Raw genomic sequence first — 26,603 nt, 5'->3', positions numbered from 1 at the left:
TTCATACATCAAGTATTCAAGTGAGGGTGGTACACTCGCACAAGACTTAGAAGTATTCAAGTTTAAAGAGGCGGCATGAACCACTCTCCTATTCCACTCAATATTACCGTGAGCGCCAAAATCGAAAGCATCGTAGTGCTGCATGGCTTGTACATGTCCGGGTTTGTGATGCGACCGCTTAGCGCTCGCTTAGGTAAATCGGGCTACCGTATTCTCAATTTAAGCTATAACACCTTAACGCCAAATATTGATGAGATTTGCGCCGCTATTGATACTTTTGTTGGCGACCGCCCTGCCGCACTCGTTTGCCACTCCATGGGAGGCTTAGTTGCAAGGGCGTATTTAGAGCGAGGTTCTGAAACGAGCAAGCAAGTAAAGAAAGTGGTGACCTTGGGGACACCACATAAAGGCAGCGCCATTGCCAAGCATATGCACGACAAAGGACTGGAGTTACTGTTAAAAAACAGTGTGGAATTTTTATTATCTAACAATCAAGATTGGCCTTTCGACGCCAAGCTTTACAGTATTGCCGGCGACTTGCCCATTGGATTAATGCCACTACTACAAAAGGGTAGCCAGTCGGATGGTACCGTGTTGTTAGAAGAAACCAAGCTCAACGGCATGGCTGAGCACAAAATATTTCATCTCAGCCATACCAGCTTAATATATTCCCGTGCGGTAATGGACTATATCTGCGAGTTGTTAGAGAGGCCTTAGTGCTCTGCGCTTGCAGCCACTTTGTAAGCAATCACAGCGATCAAACCAACTACTAGCGGCACTGGTGCCGCGATATAACCAAAGGTGTCTGAGTTTGCGATACTTGCACCAGCTAAGTGGCCCACTAGCCCAACAACAAATGCTACTAAAGCGATAACAACGACGACGAGTTCCATTTTATGTTCTGATTTTGTTTTGCCTTTCATACTCATTTCCTCAAGTAGTAGACACTGGTTTTTTGTGTCTTGATGAAATGATTATGCGCTTATAGTGCGGTGATATTTTGACCTAAATCAAGTTTCAAACCACCGAAATACGAACGAGATTAAACACTTGTTTTAGATCAAAAACTATGCGCTCTGGTAAGGTTTAGGGAAAAGTTGGCAAGCTTTATTCCTGCCGAGTATTCATGTCACCTTGTTATTTTTGAGCGCTTCTTGGGGTTCTATCTTGTTTTTTACCACGCTCATCCCAATGTCATATTGTATTAATATTTGATATGTTTTTATTTTATTGATTGATTTTTCCGATTAAACACTTTGATTTTAATCATTGGGCAATTACCTACGGTTGCGCCATACTGACTATAATCAACAAGGAGCATCGCATGACAAACATTAATTCTATCGGTTTAGACAAAGCAAAGAGCCAAGCGCTAGTAACGTCACTTAATACACTACTAAGTAGCTACCAAATTCAATATATGAATGCCCGTGGTTTTCACTGGAACATCAAAGGTCGTGAGTTTTTTGAACTACACCTAAAATTTGAAGAAATTTATACGCTATTGCTTGAGAAAGTCGACGAAATCGCAGAGCGTATTTTGACGATTGAAGGCAACCCATTGCATGCGTTTTCTGATTATTTGGAAACCAGTAAAATTCAAGAAGCAAAAGGGATCAGCAATGGTACACAAGCACTAGAAACCTTGCTTGATGGCTACACAACACTTATTTCTATGCAGCGTGAAATTTTAGCACAGGCGGGTGAAGCCGAAGATGAAGGGACAGCAGCGCTAATGAGCGACTACATCAAAGAGCAAGAAAAGTTAGTGTGGATGCTTAAAGCGTATTTAAACTAAGATAGACCGATAGGTCGAGCTAAAGCTAGGGTGTACGAGTCGAGCTAAAGCTACGACCTACAGACGAACCAACTCCTACTCAGGTTCTTTTCTGGTAGGAGCGAGTTCACCTCGCGATCTTTTATCTCCTTGTTGTCGAACTAAAGTTAGGATGTAAGTCGAGCTAAAGCTACGACCTACCATCCAATAAGCTGATAAAGAATGCCATTTCTAGCGCTCTTTCATGTAGGCTTTTAAACCGGCCTGATGCCCCACCGTGACCCGCCTCCAAGTCGGTTTTAAAGAGCAGCACATTATCATCCGTTTTATATTCTCTAAGCTTAGCAACCCACTTCATGGGCTCCCAATACTGCACTTGCGAGTCGTGCAGACCTGTGGTGACTAGAATATTTGGATAGGCTTTGGCTTCAATATTGTCATACGGCGAATACGCTAAAATATTCTGGTAGTCCGCTTCATTATTCGGATTACCCCATTCATCATACTCGTTGGTGGTTAATGGAATTGACTCATCCAACATGGTAGTTAACACATCCAAGAAAGGCACATGGCAGCCTAACCCTAAATACAGCGCTGGAGCTTGGTTTGCAATTGCACCCATTAACAGGCCACCGGCACTTCCACCTGATGCAAACACTTTGTCTTTATGGCCGTAACCCTGTTCAACCAAGGCCTTGGTAACATCAATAAAGTCGTTGAAGGTATTTTGCTTATGGGCTTTTTTGCCTTGCTCATACCATTCACGACCAAGCATCTCAGAGCCTCGAATATGCGCAATCGCGTATACAAACCCTCTATCTAACAGACTTAGAATTTGACTAGAGAAGTTAGGATCAATAGTAATGCCATAAGAACCATAACCATACTGCAATAATGGATTACTACCGTCTTGATTAAACTTATCTTTTCGATACACCAAAGATACAGGGACTTTAACGCCATCTCTTGCGGTTATATGCAAACGTTCAGAGTGATAATATTCGGGTTTAAAATCACCTAACACTTGCTGTTGCTTTTTAAGCACCTTCTTACCTGTGGTTAAGTCACAATCGTACACTGAGCTTGGAGTTGTCATGCTCGAATAGTGAATACGAATATTACTTGAACTTGGCTCGGGGTTATTTCCTACCGTGGCAAAGTAACAAGCATCATCAAATCCAAGGTGATAGCTCTGCCCTTGATAATCATGAACAACAAAGCGGATCTGCCCTTGTTCACGCTCAGTCAGCACAAAGTGACTGTTGAACAGCTCCAAACCTTCTAATAATACATGGTCGCGATGAGCAACTAACTCTTCCCATTGCGCTACATCACCAATCGTTGCCGCTGTTGCACGCATCAAACGGAAATTTTTAGCGTCTTTATTACTAAGGATGTAAAAAAACTCTCCCATTTTTTCAAGGCCATATTCATGGCCAGTTTCTCTTGGGATAAGAGTGCTAAACTCACCACAAGGGTCGTTTGCATCCAGTATTAACTGATCGCTCGTTTCCGTCGCAGCAAGATAGATAAAAATAGTGCTTTCATCACGGCTTTTACCCAATCCCATATAAAATTGGCGATCTTGCTCTTCAAACACCAAAATATCATCGCTTTGTGGCGTTCCCAACACATGGCGATACACTTGGAAGCCGAGCAACGTCTGCTCGTCTTTTTTGACATAAAATACGGTTTTATTGTCGTTTGCCCAAATTACTTGGCCTTCCGTGTTATGCAGCACGTCTTGTAGCAATGTATTGGTGTTTAAATCGAGAAACTTGATGGTGTAAATTCGACGGCCGTCGGTGTCTTCACTATAGGCAAGCAGTTGCTCATCTGGGCTTACAGTAATATCACCGATGTCATAAAACTCGTTGCCCGCGGCTAACTGATTAATGTCTAAAAGAAGTTTTTTATCCGACAGATCTTCTTGTGATGCGCGATAATACTTAGCATATTCCTCATCACCACTCACTTCACTCACATACCAATAGTTGCCATCTTTTGCGGGCACAGAGCTATCATCTTTTACGATACGGCCTTTCATTTCTTCAAACAGCTGGGTTTGCAGCACTTGGTGAGGTGCCATTTGGGCTTCACAGTAATCATTCTCTGCTTCGAGGTGTGCCAACACATCAGCATTTTTACGCTCATCGTCACGCATCCAGTAGTAGTTGTCGATACGCTCATGGTTATGGTGCAGCAAGGATTTCGGCTGCTTTTTGGCTAGTGGTTGAGTTTTTTCCATCACCAAGTGGTCATCCTAAATTCGTTATTTTTCACCAGTGTATCATGATTCAAGAGCCATACCAGCGCGCAAAGAAAAAGGCCGAGCATCACTGCGCGGCCTTTATATTATTGAGTGTAAAAGAGTGTTTCTAAGCTTCTGCTTTCTCTAGTTGGTTATCGTCAGATTTAGGCTTGCGTCTGATCTTCGCTTTTAAGCGTGAACCCGCCCCCTGCACATCCGTTAAGATGATGTATAGGGCTGGCACTAACACAAGCGTGATAAGCGTTGCGAATAGCACTGCAAAGCCAAGTGATACCGCCATCGGAATAACAAACCTTGCTTGTAGACTCGTTTCAAAGATGATTGGCATGACACCGGCAAACGTCGTGATAGAGGTTAGCGTGATTGCCCTAAAGCGTGCACAACCCGCTTCAATAACCGCTTCTTTAAGCTTAACGCCCTCGGCGCGCGCTTGGTTGATATAATCCGTCATTACCAAGGAGTCATTGATCACAACCCCAGCAGCGGCTACCAATCCAAACATAGACATCGTACTCATATCTAAGCCAAACACTAAGTGACCCCATAGCGCGCCAACTAAGCTAAACGGAATTACCGACATCACGATAAGCGGTTGCGCGTAACTCTTAAGCGGTACAGCCAATAGGATATAAACCATCAACATACCAGCAGCAAAGAATAAGATCTGCTCACTGGTTTGCGCTTGGCGCTCTTCGACACTACCACCTAGCTTAGTTTTTACGTCTGGGAACTGCTTAAGTAGCTCTGGTAAGATATTTTCTTCAATATTCTTAACCACGGCATCTGGCTCGATCAGCTCTTCATCGATGCTACCGTATACATATACCGTTCTAAAGCCATCTTCACGACGAATATAATTGATACCCGGCTTCTCGGTAAACTCTACAACATCGCCTAGCATCACTTCTTTGCCTTTTGGCGTTGTGATGATAGTACGTTTCAGTGAGGCTAGGGCTTTACGATCAAGTTCAGGATAACGCACCATCACTTTGATCTCTTCGCCATCACGAATAACACGCTGTGCTTCACCACCATAGAAGCTATTACCAACCTGAATCGCAACATCAGCAAGTTGCAAGCCAAGCTCATAAGCCACTGGCTTAAGCGCGATCTGCATTTCCTTACTCGCAGGGTCAATACTCGAGCTGATATCAAATAACCCGGGCTGCTGCTGCAACATTGAAATAAGCTGTCTGCCCGCTGCATTAAGGGTCTCGATATCAGAACCTAGCAAGCGATAACCAAATTCACCCTCACCACCACTTTGATCGCCAACACTGTCATACACAATGATTGATTTCACAGCTGTGATCTCTGGCATTGCTTCGCGCCAACGGCGTGCAAGTTCAAAAGCCGTAAATGGTCTTTGCTCTTCGTCAACTAACGTCGATAATACAGCACCCTGAGTGCGGCTTTGGTTCCAAGAATATACATCCTTAATCATGCCTTGACCGAACTCTTGGGCAATCTCTTTATCGACATTACGTATCATCAGCTCAATAGACTGCATCGCTGTAATGGTTTGATCGTCTGACACATTGTCGTTCATGGTAATTTCGATCTTTGGATAATCCTCTGGCACTTTCGGGAATGGAATAAAGCGCACTAAATTCGAAGTCACCAAGCTAAAGCTAAATACCAGCATCGCCACAAAAGTTAATAATACAGTCCAGCGCCAGTCAACACAGCGCTGAATAAAGCGTCGGTATGGTCCGTTCACAAAAGCGAAGAACTTCTTGTTAAATGCAGCTCGACGACTGTTTGGACGCAATGGTTTAATCTTAGTGTGAGCAATGTGCGCTGGCAAAATCCATTTGGATTCAATCAAACTGAATACCAAACACAGAATAATAACGCCCGAGATTGACTTAAAGAATGCACTTTCAGGACCAGATGAGAACAACATAGGTGCAAACACAGCAATGGTTGTTAATACGCCGAAAGTTGCTGGCGTTGCAACACGCTTAGCGCCGATCACCACATTCTTAACGCTGTGGCCTTTGCGTTCAATTTCGGAGTAGGCGGATTCCCCTATGACGATGGCGTCATCTACCACTATCCCAAGCACCATGATAAAGGCAAACAGCGATACAATATTAATGCTGACCCCAAGTGCTGGCATAAATAGGAACGCACCAAGGAAACACACTGGCAGGCCAATCATTACCCATAGCGCTAATTTGAAGCGTAGGAAAATAGTCAGCATGATCGCAACGAGTAACGCACCTTGTAACATATTGCTCTTCATCATCTCGAGTCGAGCATTTAGGTAGTACGTCATATCAACGATTGGTTCTAATCTTAAGCCTGCGGGTAATTTAGCGTTTTTCTCCTCGATATATTTATGTACCGCTTTCGCGATTGGGATCATATTTTGATCTTTGGTCGCTTTAACCGACAGGAATACCGCATTTTCACCATTCAAACGGAAGTAATATTCACCTTCAGTTAGACCATCTTTAATTTCTGCGATATCTTGAAGATAAATTTTGGCACCGTTATCACCGACCTTAACAGGGATGTTTCTAAACTCATTACCGCGGTACATTTGATTTTCAACACGCACGGCAATAATGCCAGATTCAGTTCTGATTTGACCCGCTGAGATGTTGGTTGAATAACGTCTAATTGCGCTACTTACATCACTAATCGTTAAGTTGTAACGACGCAGAGCATCAGGATCAACTTCAATCCCAATCTCGTAATCCGGGGTTGAACGGTCAACCAGTGAAATCGTTGATATTTCTAGTAATTCATCCTCGATTTCTTTGGCAATTGGCTTGAGGGCATTCAACGGTAGATTACCTGCCAGCGCGATGTTCACCACGTCTTGACGAAATTCTATAAGCTGAACCTGCACAGGCTCCATGGACGCTGGGAAGGTCGCGATACTATTCACACGCGAGCGAATTTTATCTTCTACTTCCGTTAGGTCTTCATCTTTATAGATTTCAAGTTGCGCACTACCGCTACCTCTAGCGGCACGGTAAACCCCTTTTTTGATTTCTGTAACGTCTTTTAATGCTTCTTCGATTTTGATCAAGATCCCTTCTTCAATTTCCTGAGGAGACGCGCCGGGATATACGGCTGACACCGTCACATAATTGATCTCAAAGTTTGGAAACATTTGCCTTTGGATAGTCATATAACTGATAAAACCCATTATCAGTATGAAGACCATCAACAAGTTTGCCGCTACCGTATTATTCGCAAAATAAGCGATAATACCGCGCTGCGATGTATTTTCTATATCACTCATGGTCGCTCCTTGCTGTTACAGCTTTTCCGGCTGACTACTTGGCTTTGATGAGGAGTCCGTGCCAGCAACTTTAACTTCCATGCCTTTTTGTGGATATTCAGGTGGTGTCATGACCACTTTATCGCGACTTGTGATGCCATCTCCGATTAAGAAGAACTCACCCTCTTCGCGGATAACTTGCACTTTTCGTGGCTCAAGCTGGTTATCTTGATTAAGCAACCAAACCGACTGATTGTTCACGATATCTTGAGGTAGACGATAGATTTGTTTTAACGTTTTACCGGCAAAGCTAACTTGTACATACGTACCGTATTTTATCGCTGGCTGGCGCGTTGTAAGACCATACGGGTCATTGATACGTACCACTAGATTGTTCATACGCGTTTGTTGGTCAACAGTACCTAAATCTCTATCAATTACCGCTTCACGAGTAAAGGCATTTACACCACGCTGATAAACCGTGGCTGCAAGCCCCGACACTCGCTCAGGTAAAAATACAGAATCAAAACCCGCGATAGGAATAATCACTTCGGCAGTTTCGATGTTATTGACTGTACCAACTGAGCTCCCCATAGAAACGAACTGGCCAAGACCAACGTCTTTTTTCACCACCAGCGCGTTATAAGGCGCGATAACTTCGCAGTTTTCTAGATCTCGCTTTGCACGCTGCAGTGCAGCTTTTGCAGATTTTACTGAGGCTTTGGCACTCATGACCTGCGGTTTACGTAAAAATAGGTCGGTATGCTTTTTATTTGGAAATCTTCTTGCTTCATCAGCAGCTACATCCGCTTGTGCTTGCTCTTCGATAAGCTGCGCCTGAGCTCTGGCAAGTTCTGCTTCTGCTTGTAGTAACGCGGCTTCGTAGTTATCTTGCTCAATACGCAGTAACACTTCGCCTTTTTGTACCACACCGCCTTCAACAAAGTTAGGGTGCCAGTATTCAACTTCGCCCGATACTTGAATAGAAAGTTGTGTACTTTCTAGCGGTTTTACTTCGCCATAGCTTTGGATCACAACTTGGTGATCTTGCGCAGCGAGAGTTTCAACTTCAACAACAGGACGAGAATCGACTTCTTGCTTCTCAGGTTCACTCTTAGCAACGGCATTGACGAACATAAATCCGACAACACCCACTATAAGCACGGTAAAGGGTAGAATCCATTTTAAAGTTTTAGCTTGCATGACAGTACCTATTGATAATTTCCTGACCGTATAGTACCAAGTTTAGCGCGTTCTCGGATGTGACATTTGTAAGAATCTGTTACACCTTTAGAACAACTTTTTATAACTATCGAAAAACAGCGGGAATTACAAAGTAATTTCAAACAATTAAGCACCAAAACCTTTGATTTATAAAGGTCTTTTTAAGTACGTTTTTTGTGAGTTACACAACAATTTTTTCGGCTTTTTGTCACATTTATCACCCTAGTTCTGCTTAGTGACATGGTGAAGCTCAAGCGCTAGAACTATACAGCCTATCAATACGATAGCGAACAACAGATAGATCCCAAGCAGCGGACTCAAGATGCCAAACATACTCGCCACAACTAAAGACCAGAAAACAGCAATAATCACCGCAACTAATACGAGAGAAGCCCTGCTCCAACACTGCTCAATAAAAACATCGCGTACCTTAGACGCTTAATATTAAAGACTGGTGCACTCAGTATGGCGAGGTAGCCGAGCAAACCATACATACCTGCAACTACCTGTATCAACATCGTCAGTGCGATCATCAGCCCAGCTATACTATGGTAAAGAGCGAAAAGAAATCATCACTGACGTAAGTTGTCTCAATCCTCAGTTCGACCACGTAATAAGCTGTGGCTATACAATACTGCAAAGGCTTTATCAAACAATTGCTTGTCTTGAGCTAGCTGCCACGCAACGGGCGTAGAGATAGCATTTTCCATAATCGCCTTGTCATGTTCATCTAACATATCCCCTTGCAGCCAAACAAGTTTATCGCTTCGCGGATTAAGGTAGCGGCTGATAAGCCTGCCATGATAAGCCAATACTCATCATCGTAGCGGCGAAAGCGCCGCTCAATAACACGACTAACATCAGACTTAACCTAAGCCTATACCTCAATCGCCTCAATAGCTTACGCCACAATGTCATGCTTATCCCTTCTCAAATTCAGATGGGTTGATTAATGCATTGAGTGGCCTGCGCAGTATTTGTTGTAGTGAAAAGTACAAACACGAACTCGACACCAACATTATCCCCACAGCCGCAATCGAAAACTCTGCCACATTAAATGTTTGCTGAAAGTATGGCGACAATAATAAGCAACCTGTCAGGGAGATCATTAACGCAATACCTATGTGCTTAAAGTGGGTGATAAGATCCTCTCGAGTGAGATCGCTGTGTTTGGCACCCAGCACCATTTTCGTACCGTAATAAGAAGCTTTGAGTGATTGGCTATAACGAAAGACACCAAACAGGCCAATAATCACGAGCAGCAACGCCAACGCAAAGATAAACAATGCTCCATAGGTGACCAAGGTGTCGGTTAACAAGTATTGCTCCCGCTGTGCAGTAAGTGATTTAAAACTAAAGATTTTCAATGTTGGATGAACTTGCGTCAGCAGCGCTGCAAAATGGGATTTAGTAACTGGCTGCTGAGTCTTAATTAACACCGTATTATTACCTTGTACCGCTCGATACACATGGGGCAGTGCGGGTTCGCCTGGCACGGCTAGATCAGCAACGACGCCAATAATTTCAAATGCCGCATCTTCATCGGTAATGTTAAAGCTAAGACGCTTGCCTAGTGCCTTTTCCTCTCCACCTAGCTGCTCAGCAAAGGTTTTATTGATAATTAACTGCTGCTCACCGCGGCGTACCGCTTCAGTATCGAAAAACTGACCTTGTAGTAACGGCAAAGAAAAAAACTCAAGATAACCACTATCCACAACTCGGCCAACCGGATGCACTCGTTTGAGCGTCTCGACTTCTTGCAATGACCAAGTGCCAACGCCTTGCCCGATGGGTGAACGGCTTCGACTCACCGCGATTACTTCTGCGGTATTCCCTAGGGCTTCACTGGCTTGACGCATGACTTCTCGGTATTCGTCTCTCGGCATTGTGTCAGGAGCATAAAACGTGATTTCGTATTTATTCTTGAGATCTACCGCATAAGCATTGTTGAGATGAGATATGGCAGCAACACCGACATTAAAGCAGAAGGAGAGCAACATAATAGAAATACTTAGCTGACTCACTGCCATGATCCGTTGCACTCGCGCACTCACAACAACAGCAGTGCCCTTGCCACTTTGTTTTAGCATGTGCGTTAAGTGACGAAAGCGTATTGCAGACATTCCTGCTAACAACAATAGCCAGCTCGTCAATAAAGCGACCAATCCCAGTGCAAGCACACTTTGCCAGGTTAACGAAATCAGCTGCGCTTGCGGCAACAGTCCCACTAGCTCTGTCTGTAGCCACAGGCAAATAACATAAGATGCGCCAATTGCAACCACGAGTGATACGAAGCAAAGTGCTAGCAACGGTAACCACTGCATCAGCGCAATATCGCTTATTTTTGCTCCCACCACCGCTTGAATTGCCAGCCGGCGCTGGATCTGGCTGAGTCTAGCAAGGTATAAGTTACTGATATTTAGGAGTGCTATACCGAGTAAACCAAGCGATACCACAAACATTCCAAATAACAATAAGGGAGACTTACCGAGCATAATTGATTTCAGCGACACCGCACGAATGCCAATATGCCACTTCGCAAAATACTCACTGTCGCTCACTTTGCTGCGCCAAAGTGTGTTCATTTCGTTGGAAAGCGAGAGGCTGACTTGTTCATGCTCCCCCCCTGTAGCCAGTTTACCCACCATCAAGTTAAGCGCATAACGGTTCCACCAGTAAGGTTTAGCTTCCTCTGAGGTTAGGTTGTATTGCCAAGGTAGCCAAACCGCAGTGTTGTGTGTGAGCTTTTTTAAGTTGGGCTCATAAAATTGCTCTGCTGCGACACCGACAATCGTAAACTCCCGCTCATCCAGACGCAGCGTTTTATTTAAAATATCAGGGTCACCATTGAAGTGACTTTGCCAAGCTTGATAGCTCAGCACAGCGACAGGGCTGCTCTCATCGACAGGTTCGGTAATAACCCGCCCCATCGCAAGCGGCATATCAAAAATACTAAACCACTCGGGCGAGACATAAGCCGATTCAACTTGAGGCGCATCGGCATCCGAAGTAAGCAGTTGCTCGGCATAATGCACCATCGCCAGTTGCTCCATTGCGGCAGGTTTATGCTCGTATAAATACATCAATGATGGATAGTTAAAGGCTTCGCTGCTCTCGTTGCCATTTTCATCAAACATCGGGTATTCAAGTTTAACAATACGTTCTGAATCCGGGTATGGTAGCGGTGAGAAATACAGGCTATGTAACATCCCCATTGCGACCAGCATCACAACGAATACGCAGCTCAGCGTAGTCACCACACTAACATGGTAAATATTTGCACGGCCTAAGTTGAACACTTGCATGGTGCCCTCTCTATGCTCGTTGACTAACAGATTGAGCAGAAGCGACGGTGCCTAACAGCTCACCATCAAACAATTTCACCTGCCTTGGAGCCATATCGGCATAACGTGGATCGTGCGTCACCATACAAACTGTGGTGCCTTGTTGATGCAATTCAGCGATTAATTGCATCACCTGATCGCCACTTTTCGAATCTAAGTTACCCGTCGGTTCGTCCACCAGTAGAATGCTTGGTTCGGTCACCAAAGCACGAGCAATCGCGACACGCTGCTGCTGCCCGCCTGATAGCTGATTTGGCTTGTGTTGAACGCGATGAGACAGTCCAACCTGTTGTAAACAAGACTCGACTCGGAGCTTTACTTCAACCTTACTCAGCTTTTCAGAGCGATACTTTAGGGGTAACGCGACGTTATCAAATACTGAAATTTCATCAATGAGATTAAAAGCCTGAAAGACAAACCCAATATGCTCATTGCGAAGCTCAGCGGCCTGATCAAGCGTCAGGGTTGTCACATCATGTGCACCAATCTTATAACTACCACTTGTTGCTTGGTCAATTAAACCAATGATGGATAGCAAAGTAGATTTACCGCATCCAGATGGGCCAGAGATCGAAATAAAATCGCCTTTTGCTATTTCCAGTGAAATATTTCTCAGTGCGTGTGTTTGTAGTTCTTCGGTTTCGAACACTTTATTGATATTTTTAAGCACTATCATTTTGATATTCCTACTTTAATAAGATTGTCTCATCTAGACTGGCAAGATAGGCTAGATCAGAAATGATTAATCGTCTCCCAGCTTCAACGCCAGAATCTATAACAATATATTTCCCAGTTGAAGCACCAAAAGTGATTGCTAGCGGCGTAGCACTATCATCATTATTCAGGGCAAATAAGGTCTGCGTTTGATTTTCTTTGGCATTGGCGGGGCGCTGAACATAGGTGGCATTGGCAAGATGCTTAATGGCGATGCTGGCAGAGATGCTCAGCTGCGCTCGCGCCTGCTTAGGTAAAGCATTTGGTAAACTCACCTCGACTTCCACGCTATTGTTTGTCACCACGGGGTCAACTCGGAGCACTTTGCCTTCTACTTTGTTGGTCTGCATGTTCACCATCACGTCTTGCCCTGTTTCAACCCAGCGCACTTGGGATTGTGGCACAGACAATACCGCCATCAACGATTGGTTAGAGCCAATCAATGCTAATTCGTCACCAATATTGACTCGCTGCCCAAGCGCCAGAGGCATGCGCTCAATGATCCCTGAAGTGCTGGCTTTAATCTCCAGTTGTTGTTGTTTCTCTAGTAAGTTATTGAGTTCTTGTTCACGAATATTGATTTCCTCGTTGGCAAGAGTAAACGCCGAACTATGTAGTGCTTGCAACTGTTTAGCTTGCTGCTCTAGCATAGTAATTTCATGTTGCAAGGTACTCAAACGGGTTTCAGTTTGAGCAAAGTTAAGCGCGGAAATAATGCCTTGTTGTACGAGGTTTTGCTCGGCGCGGTGACGCAATACTAAGGTTTTTAGCTCGCCTTGTTTTTGCATCAGCAGTGCTTGTTCATTTAACAGTTCTCTTTGCTGAGTGAGTAGCTGCTGCTCTTTTATTGTCCGCGACTGTCGCAGAGCTTGTTTGGCTTGCTGAACCTGCAACACCAGATCTGGGCTCACAAGCTCGGCTATCACTTCACCTTTGTGCACAATTGCACCCGCTTTGTGGTGAATAGTTTTAACGATAGCCGAACTTTGCGCGTTTAATAAAAACTGCTCAGCACTGCGTAACTCCCCAAAGCTATCTACTGATAAGGTAAGCGGACCTTGTTTCACTTCCGCCACCAGTATTTCAGCACGCATCACACCAGAATGAGACACCCATTGTTGCCACAGCAGATAAAAAACTATCACCACCATTAAACAGACAACCACAATATAATGTGTGGTCTTTTTTGGCTTCGCTGGTTTGACTAGATCCATTTTCCCTCCTCACTAACTAAGTGCTAAGAGCGAGAACTATGCCAATTTGAAATAGCATTATATTTCAGCACGTTAAAAATCACATAACTGAAAAAGTCAGCTGATATTCCGAAATCGAAGCATTGACTCCGGGAGCGGAGAGTAACGGCAGTAGATGCAGCTTATCTTTTGTTACACTCCTTTTGCCTTGAGTTTCTGACAGGCCCAATTGTTTTGGGTACACTCTGATTTTTACCATTTTGAGTCAACATCATGAAGAAAACGGCATTAAGCATTGCCCTCGCGCTCACCTTCGCAAGCGCCCCGAGTTTTGCTAAAAAAGACAAAAAAGAAGAAGAAAAAACCATCGCTTCACTTATCGAAAATAAAACCAGTGTTGATGGCCTGTTCCCACTTTATCAAGATAAAGAAAGTGGTGAGTATTTAATGCAACTCAATGAGGCGCAACTCGACACGCCATTTTTATACTTCGCACATACTGTTGATGGCGTTACCGATGCCGGTCATTTTCGAGGTAACTACCGCGAAACTAAACTAATTGAGTTTAGAAAACACTTTGACCGCATTGATATTATCAGCAAAACACCACGTTTTATTTTTGATGAAAACTCAGCCATCGCCAACGCGAGCGATGCCAACATCAGTGAAGCCGTACTCGCCAGTATCGAAATTGAAAAAGCCGAAGACGGTAAAATTTTATTCAAAGCGGATAAGCTATTTTTAAGTGAGTCACTACATAAAGTGTCTCCTTGGAAACGTGCAGACGACAAAAACGCAAGCAAACGTTTTGCCCTTGGTAAATTAGACGACAAGAAATCTCGCATCGTTAAACACCGCCCTTACAGCAACAACTTAGATATCGTTGTTGATTACGTTTTTAGTAACCCAGACCCAAAAGTTGCTGGCTCCAATGCGGTGACTGATTCACGTTTTGTTTCGCTAAAAGTACAACACAGCTTTGTCGCTCTGCCAGACAATAGCTACCAACCTCGCTACGATGACGCACGTATCGGTTATTTCACTAATCAGTTCGACGTGCAAACTTCACCAGATTGGACGCCATATAAAGACGTTATTAAACGTTGGAACTTAGTAAAAAAGGACCCAAGTGCAGCGCTTTCTGAACCTGTTGAACCAATCGTATGGTGGATTGAAAATACCACACCAGTCGAATGGCGTGACACGGTTCGTGACGGTGTACTAGGCTGGAATAGCGCATTTGAAAAAATCGGCTTTAAGAATGCCATTGTGGTGAAAGTACAGCCTGACGACGCCACTTGGGATGCGGGCGATATCAACTACAATGTCCTACGCTGGACTTCATCACCTCGCCCACCGTTTGGCGGCTATGGTCCGGCAACTGCCAACCCGCTTACCGGCCAAATTCTTGGTTCCGACATCATGCTAGAGTATGTATTTATGCGTAACCGCTGGATGTATGACTCGCTCTACTCTCAAGGTCAAATGAGCCACGGCGCTGAGGCATCAAGCGATACACTACACTGTTCGCTTGGACATGAAATGCAAGGTCAATTGATGACGGCAAGCCTTGCAACAGGTGCTGACATCGAACGCAAAGAAATGCTACGACAGGGCTTAGTACAGTTGGTTCTTCACGAAGTAGGACACACCTTAGGCCTAAACCACAACATGAAGTCTTCAATTTTGTGGGGCCCCAAAGAAGTACACGACAAGTCCAAAACACAAGGTATCGTAACCGGCTCTGTGATGGACTACGCGCCAGCTAACATCGCCCCTCAAGGCGTTAAACAAGGTGATATCTTCCAAACTAAACCAGGTCCATACGATGATTGGGCGATAGAATTTGGCTACAGCACGGCACTTAACGATGACACCCAAGAGCAACAGCGCCTTGAAAAGATCTTATCTCGTTCTGGCGAACATGGTTTAGCGTTTGGCAACGATGCCGACGACATGCGAGCGCCGGGCCGTCATATTGATCCTCGCGTGATGATTGGCGACTTATCATCCGATCCGGTGACATACGGCGTTGACCGCATGACTCTGGTCAACCATTTATTCACCGAACTAAAAGACAAAGCGCGTGTTGAAGGTCAGTCTAACCAACAGTTATTAACCTCTGCGAATATGCTGTTTGGTCAATACCGTGCTCAAGCAACTGTGATTTCACGCCAAATTGGCGGTGTATACGTTGAGCGCAGCGTAGTAGGCACAGAAGGTGAAACGAAACCATTTACACCAGTACCACTTGCGCGCCAAAAAGCAGCAATGACCGCACTCAAGGAGATGGTTTTCGCACCGACCGTGCTTGAAAATATGCAGCCTCTTTATAACTACATGCAAGCACAGCGCCGTGGCTTTAACCATTATGGTAAGAACGAAGATCCTAAAGTCCATAAGATGGTACTTGGCATGCAAAAGTCGGTACTAGACCAAGTACTACACGCGAATGTATTACAACGTATCAGCGACTCTACGTACTATGGTAACGAATACAGCCTAAACGAGGTGATGAACGACCTGACTGCCGCTATTTTCGTTGCTGATAAGAATGCAACTACCTTAAGCCAGAACCTACAAATTGAGTACGTGTCTCGCTTAATTAATGTTGCAGGATTGAGCAAAGCGAGCAAATACGACAATTTGGCAAAAGCCGCTGCACTATTCCAACTGCAGAGTATTTTGGATAAGAGCACAGCTTGGGGTGCCGATCAGGCAACTAAGGCACATAAAGCGTATATTGATCGTATGATCACAAAAGCGCTGGAAGCGTAACTCGAAAATTTTTGTATTACGCGAGTGAAATGAGCGAAAACGTTAAGGGCTAGCAATTTGCTAGCCCTTAACGTTTTGTCTGTCTATATCACTAAGCTAAAGCGGGTTTAGAGCGATAGTACTGAATACAGCCTAATTGTGCGGCATTAGTCAGTAAAATCATCACAAACATCAACACGTGAGCGACACTCACATGAGCTAAGCTCAGTTCAGCAGCCAATCCAATTCCTCCGGCTAAAAACTGCAGTGAGAAATACCTAGCGCTTAAGTTAGAGACGTCACCGCTTTTAATTGTTTTATAGGTCTGCGGCATAACTCGAATTGAACTCATCACTAGCCCTAAGTAAGTTAACGCATTGAGCAACGCGGCAGCTTCAATATTTTTAGCCAATAAAAGTCCAAATGGCAGCGTCGACAAACCAAGTAAGAGTGCTAATTGATTACGCTGCTTCGAACTTGCGTTGTAGCGAATAAAATAATATAAAATAAGTGCGCTTAAAGAGCCGGTAATCGCGAAAGGCAGCACCATAAAAAAACGCTCAAAGAAGACGTTGTAAGCAATAAAATAAGAGCTTTGTGCAACGCCAAAACTCATCATTAACAGTGAGACACCTGATACACTACGATTTTTACGGATCTTCCTAATCAAAGGAACAAAGCTTAAAATCAAAACGAAAGAAGAAACGATCGGTAAATACTCGCTCAATGCCAACTCCAAATGTCTAAATTGTTGCTAAGTTAAAGTGCTGTAAAACCCTTAAAAACACTTTGTAAAATTATGATTTTTAAGGTTTTTATTTTTGAAGGCGCGCATTTTAAGAGCTAAGTTTTAAAATACAACTGGATGCCTAACATCCAGCTTTGAAAAGATGGCAAGACTGGAATACAGCTGTATATAAATAAATACAAGGAATTAGGATGAAGTGGCTACTCGTTATACTTACAAGCATTGGTTTGAGCGGTTGCAATTCCACTCAAACTGCTAAAACAGAAATACAACGGAAGGTCGATGTAACTGCTCAATTCAACCATGCTCTTTTTACACTAAAGCCAATCCCTTCAGAACAACAAATCTTTACTTTACCTAAGCAAGAAGCAGAAGCCTTATTAACGTATGCTGAGCGGTTCAGAGGTAAAAATGTAACCAAAGACAAAATTCTTGGTAATTTCCTTCAGGCAAAAATTGGTCATTTTTCTTACGACGGCGAAACATTGATAGCTAGTGATTCGCTAAATCAACAATCTGGAAACTGCATTTCTCTAGCTGTCTTATCTCAGGCCTATGCCAATATTCTCGGTATTGAAACGAGTTACGCCAAAGTCGATAGCTTTCCAATCTATCAAAAAAATCAACATTTCGTACTCACATCAAGCCATTTTAAGACAAAACTAATTACACCAAAGGAAGAATTAGCAACTCTAAATAACAGACTTTTCTTTAGCGGAACTGTTGTTGATTACTTCCCTGAGCAAGATAGCGTGTTCTCAGGCAATGCACGATATCAAGATTTAGTCGCCAAGTTTTATACCAACTTAGCTGTTTCTGCCTTGCTAGAAGCTGACTATGATATGAGTTATTCGTTGTTATCAGCGGCGTTAAAATACGCTCCAAAAGACCCTGAAGCTATCAATATCTCCGCACTTTTACATAAGCATATTGGTGATAAAAACGGTGCAAAACGCATATACGATTATGCTTTCAAGAATCATCTCACCAGCACCAACTTGTTACTCAATTACCTTAACTATATTCCCAGCAGCCAACCTAAGCTCAAGAATATGATCCTCGCGGAGCTTGAACAAAGCCCGACCTCTCCTTTCGACACCCTCTCGTTGGCTTCGAGCTATATAAAACAACAGCGCTATAAAAAAGCCAAAGAGCTTATTGAACCTTTATTATTGAATTATCATTACTTGCCGGAAGTTTATGTCGAGCTTGGAAAAATTGCGTATTTAGAGCAAAGATACCAAACCGCGTTTGAATATTTTGAGCAAGCAGTCATTAAGTCCAAAGAGCAATACAAAAAAGACCTCTACACCGCCAAGCAAAACATGTTGAACCAATTATTGGTTCGTAATGAGGATATAAAATAAGTCACAAAACAAGGAATGACATAAGTTAAGTAAAACTTATGTTAAAATAACATATATAAAACTTTACAAAATACGTTATTGTTTCTATTTTGGTGTGTATGTTCAAAAAAAATACCACCAACTGGTCGTGCTCTACAGTGCACCCAAGGCTTGGTTCGGTATTGAACGACGCCCAACTTTTTATCTCAAGTTGGATAACCACACACTCAAAAGGAATAACAATGAAACGACACATTCTTGTCACAGCATTAGGTTTAGCATCTGGTATCGCGATGGCACAAGCGCCACTAACGGAAGCTCAGATGATGGAATATACCAGCAAAGCTAGCAAAGCAATGATTGGTAAAAAGTACGATCTAAACCTTCCACTTATTACTCAAAACAGTGCTACAAGCACCTCAACGTCTACACAAACTATTGTGCAAACAGTTTCACACCCAGATGCAAGCTACATCAAACTACACTTTAAAAACCTCACTCTTGCAAACGGCGGTAAACTCGTTGTTCGCTCGGAGGATAGTGGCGAGCGCTATGAATACACCCAAGCAAACCTCCGCGCAGCAACTGTTGATCCAAGCCTCGGCGATGACGGCGTTAAACAGTTTTCTGCTATGTCCGTCTCTGCTGATAAAGTCATCATTGAATATACTCCAGGCCAAGATAATGTAGGTAAAACACCAGAAATCGATTTTTACTATCATGGTACTGAAGGGCAAGCAACTGTTGAGGGCTTGACCGATGTAACGCCTATGTCAACTTGTGGCGCAATGGAACGTAAAGACGTGCAGTGCTGGGCGCAATCGCATCCGGTAGAATTCGAGCGCTCGCGTCCAGTCGCCAGACTGCTTATGAACGGTAGTGGTTTATGTACGGGTTGGCGTGTTGGTGCAGATAACCGCATGTTTACCAATAATCACTGTGTGGGATCAGCATCGGAGCTGGCGAATACTGAGGTATGGTTTAACTATCAAAGTACGAGCTGTAACGGCAGCCAGCGCGAGACGGTGGTTAAGGTCACAGGTAAAGACTTCCTTAAAACAGATTACACACTAGATTATACGCTGTTTACCATCAATGATTTCGCTAAGGCCCAACCGTTTGGTTATTTTGGCTTAGACGTGCGTAATCCATCGCAGGGCGAGCGTATTTACATTCCTCAACATGGTTCAGGTAACCCTAAAGAGCTGTCGATTGAGTCTGATCAAGACACCAATGGACTATGCTCTGTTAACCAAGCAACGGCGAATGGCCGAGGTACTGGTACAGATATAGGCTATTACTGCGACACTATTGGTGGCTCATCAGGTTCACCAGTACTTGCAGCCTCGACCAATAATGTTGTTGCGCTACACCACTTAGGTGGCTGTACCAATAAAGGTGCTAAAATTAGCTTAATTTGGCCTCAGGTTTCTACTCACTTTGGTGGCCAAATCCCTGTTGGTGATAACGGCACTACCGATCCATTGCCTGTTGCGTTATTTACTTACAGCTGTAATGACCTAAGCTGCAGCTTCGATGGCTCAGGCTCTAGTTCACCAAATGGTTCTATTTCACAACACAGCTGGCAGTTTGGTGACGGCGCATCCGCTTCAGGCACGCAGGCTTCACATAGCTTCACAAACTCTGGCAGCTATACCGTAGAGCTCACCGTGACAGATAGTAATGGTGACACTGCGTCAACAACACAACAAGTCACCGTGACGCTGCCAGGTGAAGAGCAAAAGCTTATCAAGGGAGTTGCAAAAACGAGGCTTTCTGGAGCAAGAAACAGTGAGGTATTCTTCTATTATGATGCCCCTGCAGGCACGAATACAGTGACATTCAATACAAGCGGTGGCACTGGTGATGCTGATATGTACGTGCTAAAAGGCGCAGAGCCTACAACCAATAATTGGACTTGTCGTCCTTATCGCTCTGGTAATACTGAGTCTTGCAGCCTAAATGAAGGGGCTGGGCGTTATTGGGTGATGATCCGCGGTTACAATGCTTACTCAGGCTTACAGATTATAGCGAACCATAATTAATCTCGGCGCTGTATACCACACCAAATAATATGCGGGGGCTAGCCCCCGCTTATTTGATAGCAATCTTATGCGATTATCTACAACTCATACCAAACACTAAACCAAACACGGTTTTCATTGGTCATGTTGCGCCCCTCTATACGACCAACTCCAGCACTAAACTGTAGATCGGTTAATCCGGCAGGAGCAAAATCAGCGGCCTCATCTAATATCACTCGAGACAAAGGTAAGCGCATCTTAATACCGTAATTTTGCCCAATCACTTCTCCATCTAACTGATGCTGCTTATAAAATAACTTAGGTTTGCCCTGCTGCCATGAAGTTGCAAACTCATAGCCTAAATAGCGGCTTCCCGTTGCAAATAGATGCGGCAACATAGGTTCGCTGACAGCGTGTAAACTATTACTAATACTAGTGCTGGTAAGCGCTCCACCACCCACAGATAGAGGCAATTTGCTGCTGTAGCGGCTATCGACCGATGCATAGAATGGAATTTGCCATGCTTTAGCAAACAAGCTCAGCTGATAATCAAAACCATCTAATTCACCTAGCCACTGAGCTGCAGAGACTTGCAGTGCTACACCATGCTGCTGCGTATCCCACATTGCACGACCGTTAAAGCCGTAACGCCCGCCGCTCCATGCTTTTTCACCATGTTGCACACGAATAACCCCCAATTCGGGAGCGAGGAAATTCAATGCTTCACCAAAACGATAGCTAGATGACAAGGCAAATTGCTTAAAGCTGCTTTTATTCTGGGTATTTGCTTGTGGCGAGCGAGACTGCTTATCCGCTTCTAGCTCTTGATATCCAGCATCAAACGTCGTTTTCCAGTTTTCATGACGATATTCAAGTTGGGCAAATGCGCCCATCAACGCGCCATTATTGATGCTTTTCTCGGCTCCAAGCTGCCAAGCAAGTTGCCGCAGCACATCCTGCCCTTTTAATGCCACGCCCAAACTATCAAAAGAGGCGCTATTTAATGCGCCTGATAAGGCGACAGAATAAGACTGTTCGAACATAGAATAATCAGAACTGGGCAGCGCGGTTTGATCTATCTTAGCCGCAGGTAATTGATGGGGATGCAGCTCTTTTTGTTCCGCCTCATCCACTTGCTCCAACACGCTCACGGTGCGCCAAGCCGGAGCAACTATTTTGTTAACCTTGACCCCTTCAGGGGTCGCATAGCTCACCAGTAACTGCTGTGAATGGGTAATAATTTGCTCAAGCGGTTTAGCACTCACAGGTAAGGTTTCAAGTATTTTACTCGCCATGTCATAACGCATCACCGCTAAGTGGCCTGCGACTCCAGAAATAAAGTACAGCTTGTCATCATCATGAGACCAAGTTAACCCCGAAAGGTATTGATGTGACTTGGGTAAGTAGACGATTTCGGTTGCATCATGGCTAAGATCTTTAACGACAAGTTGCCAGCGTTTGTTAGGAGTAACATGCACATAGGCTAATGTCGTCTTTTTATTAGAGAGCACCGGAAAGTCATGGACATCACCAAGCTTACTTGTAGTGATCGGCGTTTGTTTGCCTGAGCCCAACTCCATAGTCACTAGCTGTGAATAACCCAAACGGGACACCTCCGCAATAACGGTATTAGCATCAACAATACTAAAGCGACGAATACCCGCGCCTTCGGTTAGTTGTTTAGGCTTTCCAGTACCGATTTTCCAGACAAACAAATCATTGATAAAGGTATCGTCTGCAGCCGGCGTTTTTGCAACGAAGTAAATATGGTTGTCATTCAGCCATTGGGGGTAATAGATACCAGCAAAATTGTGAGCATCAAGCTGCGCAAGTCGCTTTTTTGGAAAGACTTCAGGTGCGATATCCACAATATCTTTAGGATCGGCATTTAATATCGCTTCGTTGCGCTTATTAAATTGCTCAATGGCTTCTACATTTTCTTTGTTTTCGTAGATATTAAGTGTGACTTGGCGTTTACGGTTTTGCTCTACCACCAAAAACTGACTGCCATCCGGAGAAAACGCGATATCTCTAGCAGCATACGCGAACCGCTGCCAAAGCTCACTCTGTGTCGGAACTAAGGCTAGCTCTTGCTGCATGGCCTGGTAGCTATATTCAACAATAAAGCGACGATATAACTGGCTGGCTGGCGCTCCAAAAGCACCACTAAATGCGGTTTCAAAACTGCGAGATTCCACCGCCTGCACTCTTGTCCACACTGCATCTAACGTCTGTGCGCCGTAATTATCCTCAAGCCATGCTAGAAAACGTACGCCTACTAAGTATGCCATGGAATTGGAAAGGTAAGACTTGTCGCCATTATCTAAAGCGCTATAGGTCGGTAATGCACCTTGCTGCGCGTAATAACGCACAATGCTCTCACTGTAGTTGTCGTATAAACGTCCTCGTCCCGTTAATCTAGACTCCAGCAAGGTAGCATAGCCTTCGCTGACCCAACGCGGTAATACCGCATCGAGCAAGTCGGTAATATCGTGCCAATCTCTGAGGTGCTGTCGCCATTGATTACGGCTAGGCTGTGATAGATGAACGAGATGAATATATTCGTGCAAAATGAGCAACTGCTGCCAACTGGTGTTATTTGCGATGATGGAATCAGCTTGAGGCGGCGTCGCTTGCAGTGCCATCATTGGTTTATCAGTACTGGGTAGTGCAAAGCCATTGGCCGCATTTTCTGGGTCGTAAATAATCACATCAGCACGCTCACTCAAGGCTCTACCTTGTTGTGCCAGCACCTTATCTCGCACTACCTCCAACTCATTTGCTGCAGAATACGCCCATTGCTGAAGCGCCTGAGGATAATGCACATTGAAGTTTTCGGTTTTGATGGTTTGCCACTTAGCCTGTAAACCAAAGCTAGTAAAAGCAACAAAAATTATCAGTAGCGCTCGCATTACCTTTCCTAAATAAATCCAGTTGCGCTAGCTTAACAAGAGATGTAAAGAAAAAGTGTGCTTTTTAGTAACAATTTCTTGCGCACGTTATACCTTAAAGCGCCTATTTTGAGGCAAACAAGATCTGCGTTGCTCTAAATGCGCGTAATTTTTCAGTGATTTTGTGGCTGTGCAAGGGTGATAAACAAGCTAAGTACCCCAAGAGACACTGCAAAAACAAAAAATACCACGGTTGAACTCAACCCCGCCTGCCATTTTGCCGCGGCGATTAAACCCGCGCTCAATAACACCGCCAACTTTGCCTTGGTATGTGCATGTGGTTTGAATGATTTGGAGTAGCTATACGCCATAAAGATAAAGCCGCAGGCCAACAGATAAGTGACTAACATGGTAGCTCCTTGCCAAGGTTTTGAAGGAACTTTAATTATATGCTAATGATAATTATTATCAATAAGGCAAAGTAATTTTTATTAATCCACCTGAGTCTGTGTTGTGACAACTCAGTTGTCCATCATGTAACTCCACAATGGTGCGACTGAAGGTTAAACCTATTCCCTGCCCACTTTCTTTGGTGGAATAGAAAGGAGTAAGCATGTTATCTAGGTTGGCAAAGCCCGGGCCATTGTCTTGCATATCAATCACCGCTTGTTGCTGCTGATAATAAGCATGTAGCGTCAACTCAGTATTTTTATCACAGGCCTCAATGGCATTTTTAACTAAGTTAATCAGCACTTGCTCAATTAAGGCTTTATCGAGATTGAGCGTATTCACGGTGCAATTTACTTGGATCTCGGTATCCTCAAATAGCGCCGCAACAGAAGACAGTAACAGCATGATAGAGACTGACTCCCGATCTAGCCTTGGGGTTTGCGTAACCTTGGCGTATTGGCTCACAAATTGTTGTAAATGCTGGCAACGCTGACCAATAACACTTAGCGCATGCTGCTCTTTTTCGTCCTTTGCTCTTGCTAATAAGGTTTGCGCTAGGGAGCTTACGGGCGTCAAACTGTTGTGGATCTCATGACTTATTACTCGGATTAAGTGTTGCCAAGCAGCCAGCTCCTTTTTACGTAATGCCTTAGTGATATCGAGTGCGACAAGTAAAGAAAACTGCTTATCCTCTTGAAAGAATTCACTACTTTGTAGTTGCCACCGAGATTGCTGTGCTGTATCTGCAAAATGCCAGTGATTATCTTGTTGCACCAGCCCAAACTGAGCCGCGCTTATTCCCTTACACTCTAACCAAGGGCGATGATAAAGCGACTCAAATGCACCATTGGCATAAGCAAGTTTAAGCTTATCATCAAACATCATAATAGGCGTATTAAGGCTGTCTATTAGCTGATAAATGATAAACTGCTGACTATGATAGCGGCGCTTTTGATTGTGCAGCTGTGCACTTAAGGCCAGCAAGCGCTGTTCAAATTCGGCTACCACGCCCGCTGTATAATGTGGCTTAATAGTTTGAGTAAAATCACTTTGTGCAATCGCTTCTAGCTGCCAATTAGCACGCATGGCAATGCGTTTAAGGTGAGACAACAGTATTTTTTGTAACCCGCCCAATAACCCCAACACACTCACCGATACGGCAGCTACCCACGTTACCTCAAGCTGTAATTGCAGAAGCAGTAAAGTTAGTAAAACCGTACAGCTAATGGTTAACAGCGTACAGTAAGCCCCAAGCCGCCACTCGGCGCTAGCCAGATGTTTTAAGGCCATATTTTTCCAAACGCCGATAAAGAGAAGAGGCCGTGAGTCCAAGTATTTTAGCGGCTTCAGCGACATTGCCTTGGGCCCGTTGCATCGCTTGCTCCACCATTTCCTGCTCCACTTGTTGCAAGGTCTTGGTTGGCATATCACTGGTCACTTTAGGTGCAGTGGTAAAGCGTAGTTGGCAATCACTAAGCTCAATCTGCAAGCCCTCCGCCATTAACACGGCACGCTCCATGACGTGACTTAACTCACGCACATTGCCGGGCCAAGCGTGTTCAATCAACGCAGTTTTAACCGCAGGGCTAAGTTCACGAATTGGCTCACCATACTGCGCACAAAATTTAGCGACAAAATACTCAGCCAACGGCACGATATCACCAAAACGCTCGGCGAGCCTCGGCACTTCAATCACAATCGTGTTGATGCGATATAACAAATCTTCTCGAAACTCACCCGCTTTCACTAAATCGTCAAGATCGGTGTTCGTTGCGCAAATAAGTCGGCAATCCGCTTGTTGCGTCTGACTACTACCCACAACTTCATAACTGCCATTTTCCAGCACCCGCAGTAATTTTGCTTGTAGAGGAAGTGGAATAGTCGCAACTTCATCCAGAAATAGCGTACCCTGCTTCGCCATCGCAAAACGACCAACACGATGCTGCTTTGCATCTGTAAACGCCCCTTTGCTGTGACCAAACATCTCACTTTCGAATAATGATTCTGGCACCGCGCCCATATTCACTTCAACCCAAGGTCCTGCTGAACGAGTAGATTGTTGGTGTAACCATTGAGCTAAATGACTTTTTCCCGCGCCACTTGGACCAGTAAGCAGCACCCGAGCGTCGGTTTTTGCTACTTTGGCAAGCTGCTTATATAAAGATTGCATCACCTGAGAGCGCCATTGAAACGCGCCGCGCTCGCTGTGTTTTGCTACGATATTCGCTTGCTTTAATGATATTTTGAGTTGTTGCTGCACGGCTTGCAGCAGCTGCTGATTGTCCCACGGCTTTTCGATAAAGTCGCTCGCACCAAGCTGCATTGCAGACACCGCTAACGCAACATTTCCCCAACCGGTAATACAGATCACAGGCACATTAAGATTAGAGTCACGTAGCCAGCGCAAAAAGTCCAGCCCTTCATTACCTGAGGTGGTATCTCGGGAGAAGTTCATATCGAGTAAGGCCAATGACACTTGCTTTGCGGTGAGCAGCGGCTTGGCAAGTTCAAGGGTTGCCGCCTCAATTACATTGAAACCTTGATCTTCTAAAAAGAATACGGCGCTAAGGCGTACTTCGGCGTTATCATCGATAACCAGAATTGTGGGCTTTTCCATAGGGAGAA

The 26,603-nt window shown here is 44.4% G+C and carries 18 protein-coding genes; 5 read left to right on the top strand and 13 right to left on the bottom strand.

Going from position 1 to position 26,603, the window contains the following annotated elements; translation table 11 throughout:
* Positions 1 to 75 precede the first annotated feature (75 nt).
* Positions 76 to 717, top strand: a complete 642-nt coding sequence (locus CKO50_RS14850) for an alpha/beta fold hydrolase (protein WP_095728792.1) — start codon at positions 76 to 78, stop codon at positions 715 to 717.
* On the opposite strand, the gene CKO50_RS14845 is transcribed toward CKO50_RS14850, so the two are convergent.
* Complete coding sequence (locus CKO50_RS14845; protein WP_095728791.1) at positions 714 to 923, bottom strand: hypothetical protein; 210 nt, start codon at positions 921 to 923, stop codon at positions 714 to 716. The genes CKO50_RS14850 and CKO50_RS14845 overlap by 4 nt on opposite strands.
* 401 nt (positions 924 to 1,324) lie before the next feature.
* Between CKO50_RS14845 and CKO50_RS14840 the strand changes: the two genes are divergently transcribed.
* Positions 1,325 to 1,798 carry a Dps family protein gene (locus CKO50_RS14840; protein ID WP_010376518.1) on the top strand — a complete coding sequence of 158 codons (474 nt, stop codon included), beginning with the start codon at positions 1,325 to 1,327 and terminating at the stop codon, positions 1,796 to 1,798.
* A 169-nt stretch (positions 1,799 to 1,967) separates the two neighbouring features.
* Here the strand turns inward: CKO50_RS14840 and CKO50_RS14835 are convergent, their stop codons facing one another.
* The 7 genes from CKO50_RS14835 to CKO50_RS14805 all read right to left on the bottom strand — a co-directional run bounded on the left by CKO50_RS14835 (position 1,968) and on the right by CKO50_RS14805 (position 13,783).
* Positions 1,968 to 4,025, bottom strand: a complete 2,058-nt coding sequence (locus CKO50_RS14835) for a S9 family peptidase (protein ID WP_095728790.1) — start codon at positions 4,023 to 4,025, stop codon at positions 1,968 to 1,970.
* Positions 4,026 to 4,155: 130 nt separating this feature from the next.
* Entirely contained in the window at positions 4,156 to 7,308 is a 3,153-nt protein-coding gene (locus tag CKO50_RS14830) for an efflux RND transporter permease subunit (protein ID WP_095728789.1), read from the bottom strand.
* Between the two features lie 15 nt (positions 7,309 to 7,323).
* A complete protein-coding gene (locus tag CKO50_RS14825) occupies positions 7,324 to 8,490 on the bottom strand; it encodes an efflux RND transporter periplasmic adaptor subunit (protein ID WP_095728788.1) in 1,167 nt (388 codons plus the stop codon).
* A gap of 611 nt (positions 8,491 to 9,101) precedes the next feature.
* The gene (locus tag CKO50_RS24030) at positions 9,102 to 9,323 is read right to left on the bottom strand and encodes a hypothetical protein (protein ID WP_176474680.1); all 222 of its coding nucleotides are present in this window, start codon (positions 9,321 to 9,323) and stop codon (positions 9,102 to 9,104) included.
* 108 nt (positions 9,324 to 9,431) lie between these two features.
* Complete coding sequence (locus tag CKO50_RS14815) at positions 9,432 to 11,816, bottom strand: ABC transporter permease (RefSeq protein WP_095728787.1); 2,385 nt, start codon at positions 11,814 to 11,816, stop codon at positions 9,432 to 9,434.
* A gap of 10 nt (positions 11,817 to 11,826) precedes the next feature.
* On the bottom strand, positions 11,827 to 12,531 hold the full coding sequence (locus CKO50_RS14810) for an ABC transporter ATP-binding protein (protein ID WP_095728786.1): 705 nt from the start codon (positions 12,529 to 12,531) through the stop codon (positions 11,827 to 11,829).
* Between the two features lie 10 nt (positions 12,532 to 12,541).
* Positions 12,542 to 13,783 (bottom strand): efflux RND transporter periplasmic adaptor subunit, encoded by a 1,242-nt coding sequence (locus tag CKO50_RS14805; protein WP_095728785.1) that lies wholly within the window; start codon positions 13,781 to 13,783, stop codon positions 12,542 to 12,544.
* A 252-nt stretch (positions 13,784 to 14,035) separates the two neighbouring features.
* On the opposite strand from CKO50_RS14805, the gene CKO50_RS14800 reads away from it, so the two are divergent.
* Positions 14,036 to 16,540 (top strand): zinc-dependent metalloprotease, encoded by a 2,505-nt coding sequence (locus CKO50_RS14800; RefSeq protein WP_095728784.1) that lies wholly within the window; start codon positions 14,036 to 14,038, stop codon positions 16,538 to 16,540.
* Positions 16,541 to 16,631: 91 nt separating this feature from the next.
* On the opposite strand, the gene CKO50_RS14795 is transcribed toward CKO50_RS14800, so the two are convergent.
* On the bottom strand, positions 16,632 to 17,246 hold the full coding sequence (locus tag CKO50_RS14795; RefSeq protein ID WP_095728783.1) for a PQ-loop repeat-containing protein: 615 nt from the start codon (positions 17,244 to 17,246) through the stop codon (positions 16,632 to 16,634).
* 212 nt (positions 17,247 to 17,458) lie between these two features.
* Between CKO50_RS14795 and CKO50_RS14790 the strand changes: the two genes are divergently transcribed.
* Together CKO50_RS14790 and CKO50_RS14785 are read left to right on the top strand one after the other, a co-directional pair.
* The gene (locus tag CKO50_RS14790) at positions 17,459 to 18,634 is read left to right on the top strand and encodes a lipopolysaccharide assembly protein LapB (RefSeq protein ID WP_095728782.1); all 1,176 of its coding nucleotides are present in this window, start codon (positions 17,459 to 17,461) and stop codon (positions 18,632 to 18,634) included.
* A gap of 221 nt (positions 18,635 to 18,855) precedes the next feature.
* Entirely contained in the window at positions 18,856 to 20,658 is a 1,803-nt protein-coding gene (locus tag CKO50_RS14785) for a PKD domain-containing protein (RefSeq protein ID WP_095728781.1), read from the top strand.
* A gap of 77 nt (positions 20,659 to 20,735) precedes the next feature.
* Here CKO50_RS14785 and CKO50_RS14780 read toward each other — a convergent pair whose 3' ends face one another.
* The 4 genes from CKO50_RS14780 to CKO50_RS14765 all read right to left on the bottom strand — a co-directional run bounded on the left by CKO50_RS14780 (position 20,736) and on the right by CKO50_RS14765 (position 26,595).
* Positions 20,736 to 23,549, bottom strand: a complete 2,814-nt coding sequence (locus CKO50_RS14780) for a hypothetical protein (RefSeq protein WP_095728780.1) — start codon at positions 23,547 to 23,549, stop codon at positions 20,736 to 20,738.
* Positions 23,550 to 23,701: 152 nt separating this feature from the next.
* Positions 23,702 to 23,938 (bottom strand): hypothetical protein, encoded by a 237-nt coding sequence (locus CKO50_RS14775; RefSeq protein WP_095728779.1) that lies wholly within the window; start codon positions 23,936 to 23,938, stop codon positions 23,702 to 23,704.
* A gap of 58 nt (positions 23,939 to 23,996) precedes the next feature.
* Positions 23,997 to 25,268, bottom strand: a complete 1,272-nt coding sequence (locus tag CKO50_RS14770; protein WP_095728778.1) for a PAS domain-containing sensor histidine kinase — start codon at positions 25,266 to 25,268, stop codon at positions 23,997 to 23,999.
* Complete coding sequence (locus CKO50_RS14765; protein ID WP_095728777.1) at positions 25,246 to 26,595, bottom strand: sigma-54 dependent transcriptional regulator; 1,350 nt, start codon at positions 26,593 to 26,595, stop codon at positions 25,246 to 25,248. The genes CKO50_RS14770 and CKO50_RS14765 overlap by 23 nt, the downstream gene beginning before the upstream one ends.
* Between the last annotated feature and the right edge of the window lie 8 nt (positions 26,596 to 26,603).

It is taken from the genome of Pseudoalteromonas sp. HM-SA03, from assembly GCF_002289345.1.
Taxonomy (GTDB): domain Bacteria; phylum Pseudomonadota; class Gammaproteobacteria; order Enterobacterales; family Alteromonadaceae; genus Pseudoalteromonas.
The sequence above is the reverse complement of the archived record's forward strand: the minus strand, read 5'-3'. Positions and strand labels throughout refer to the sequence as shown.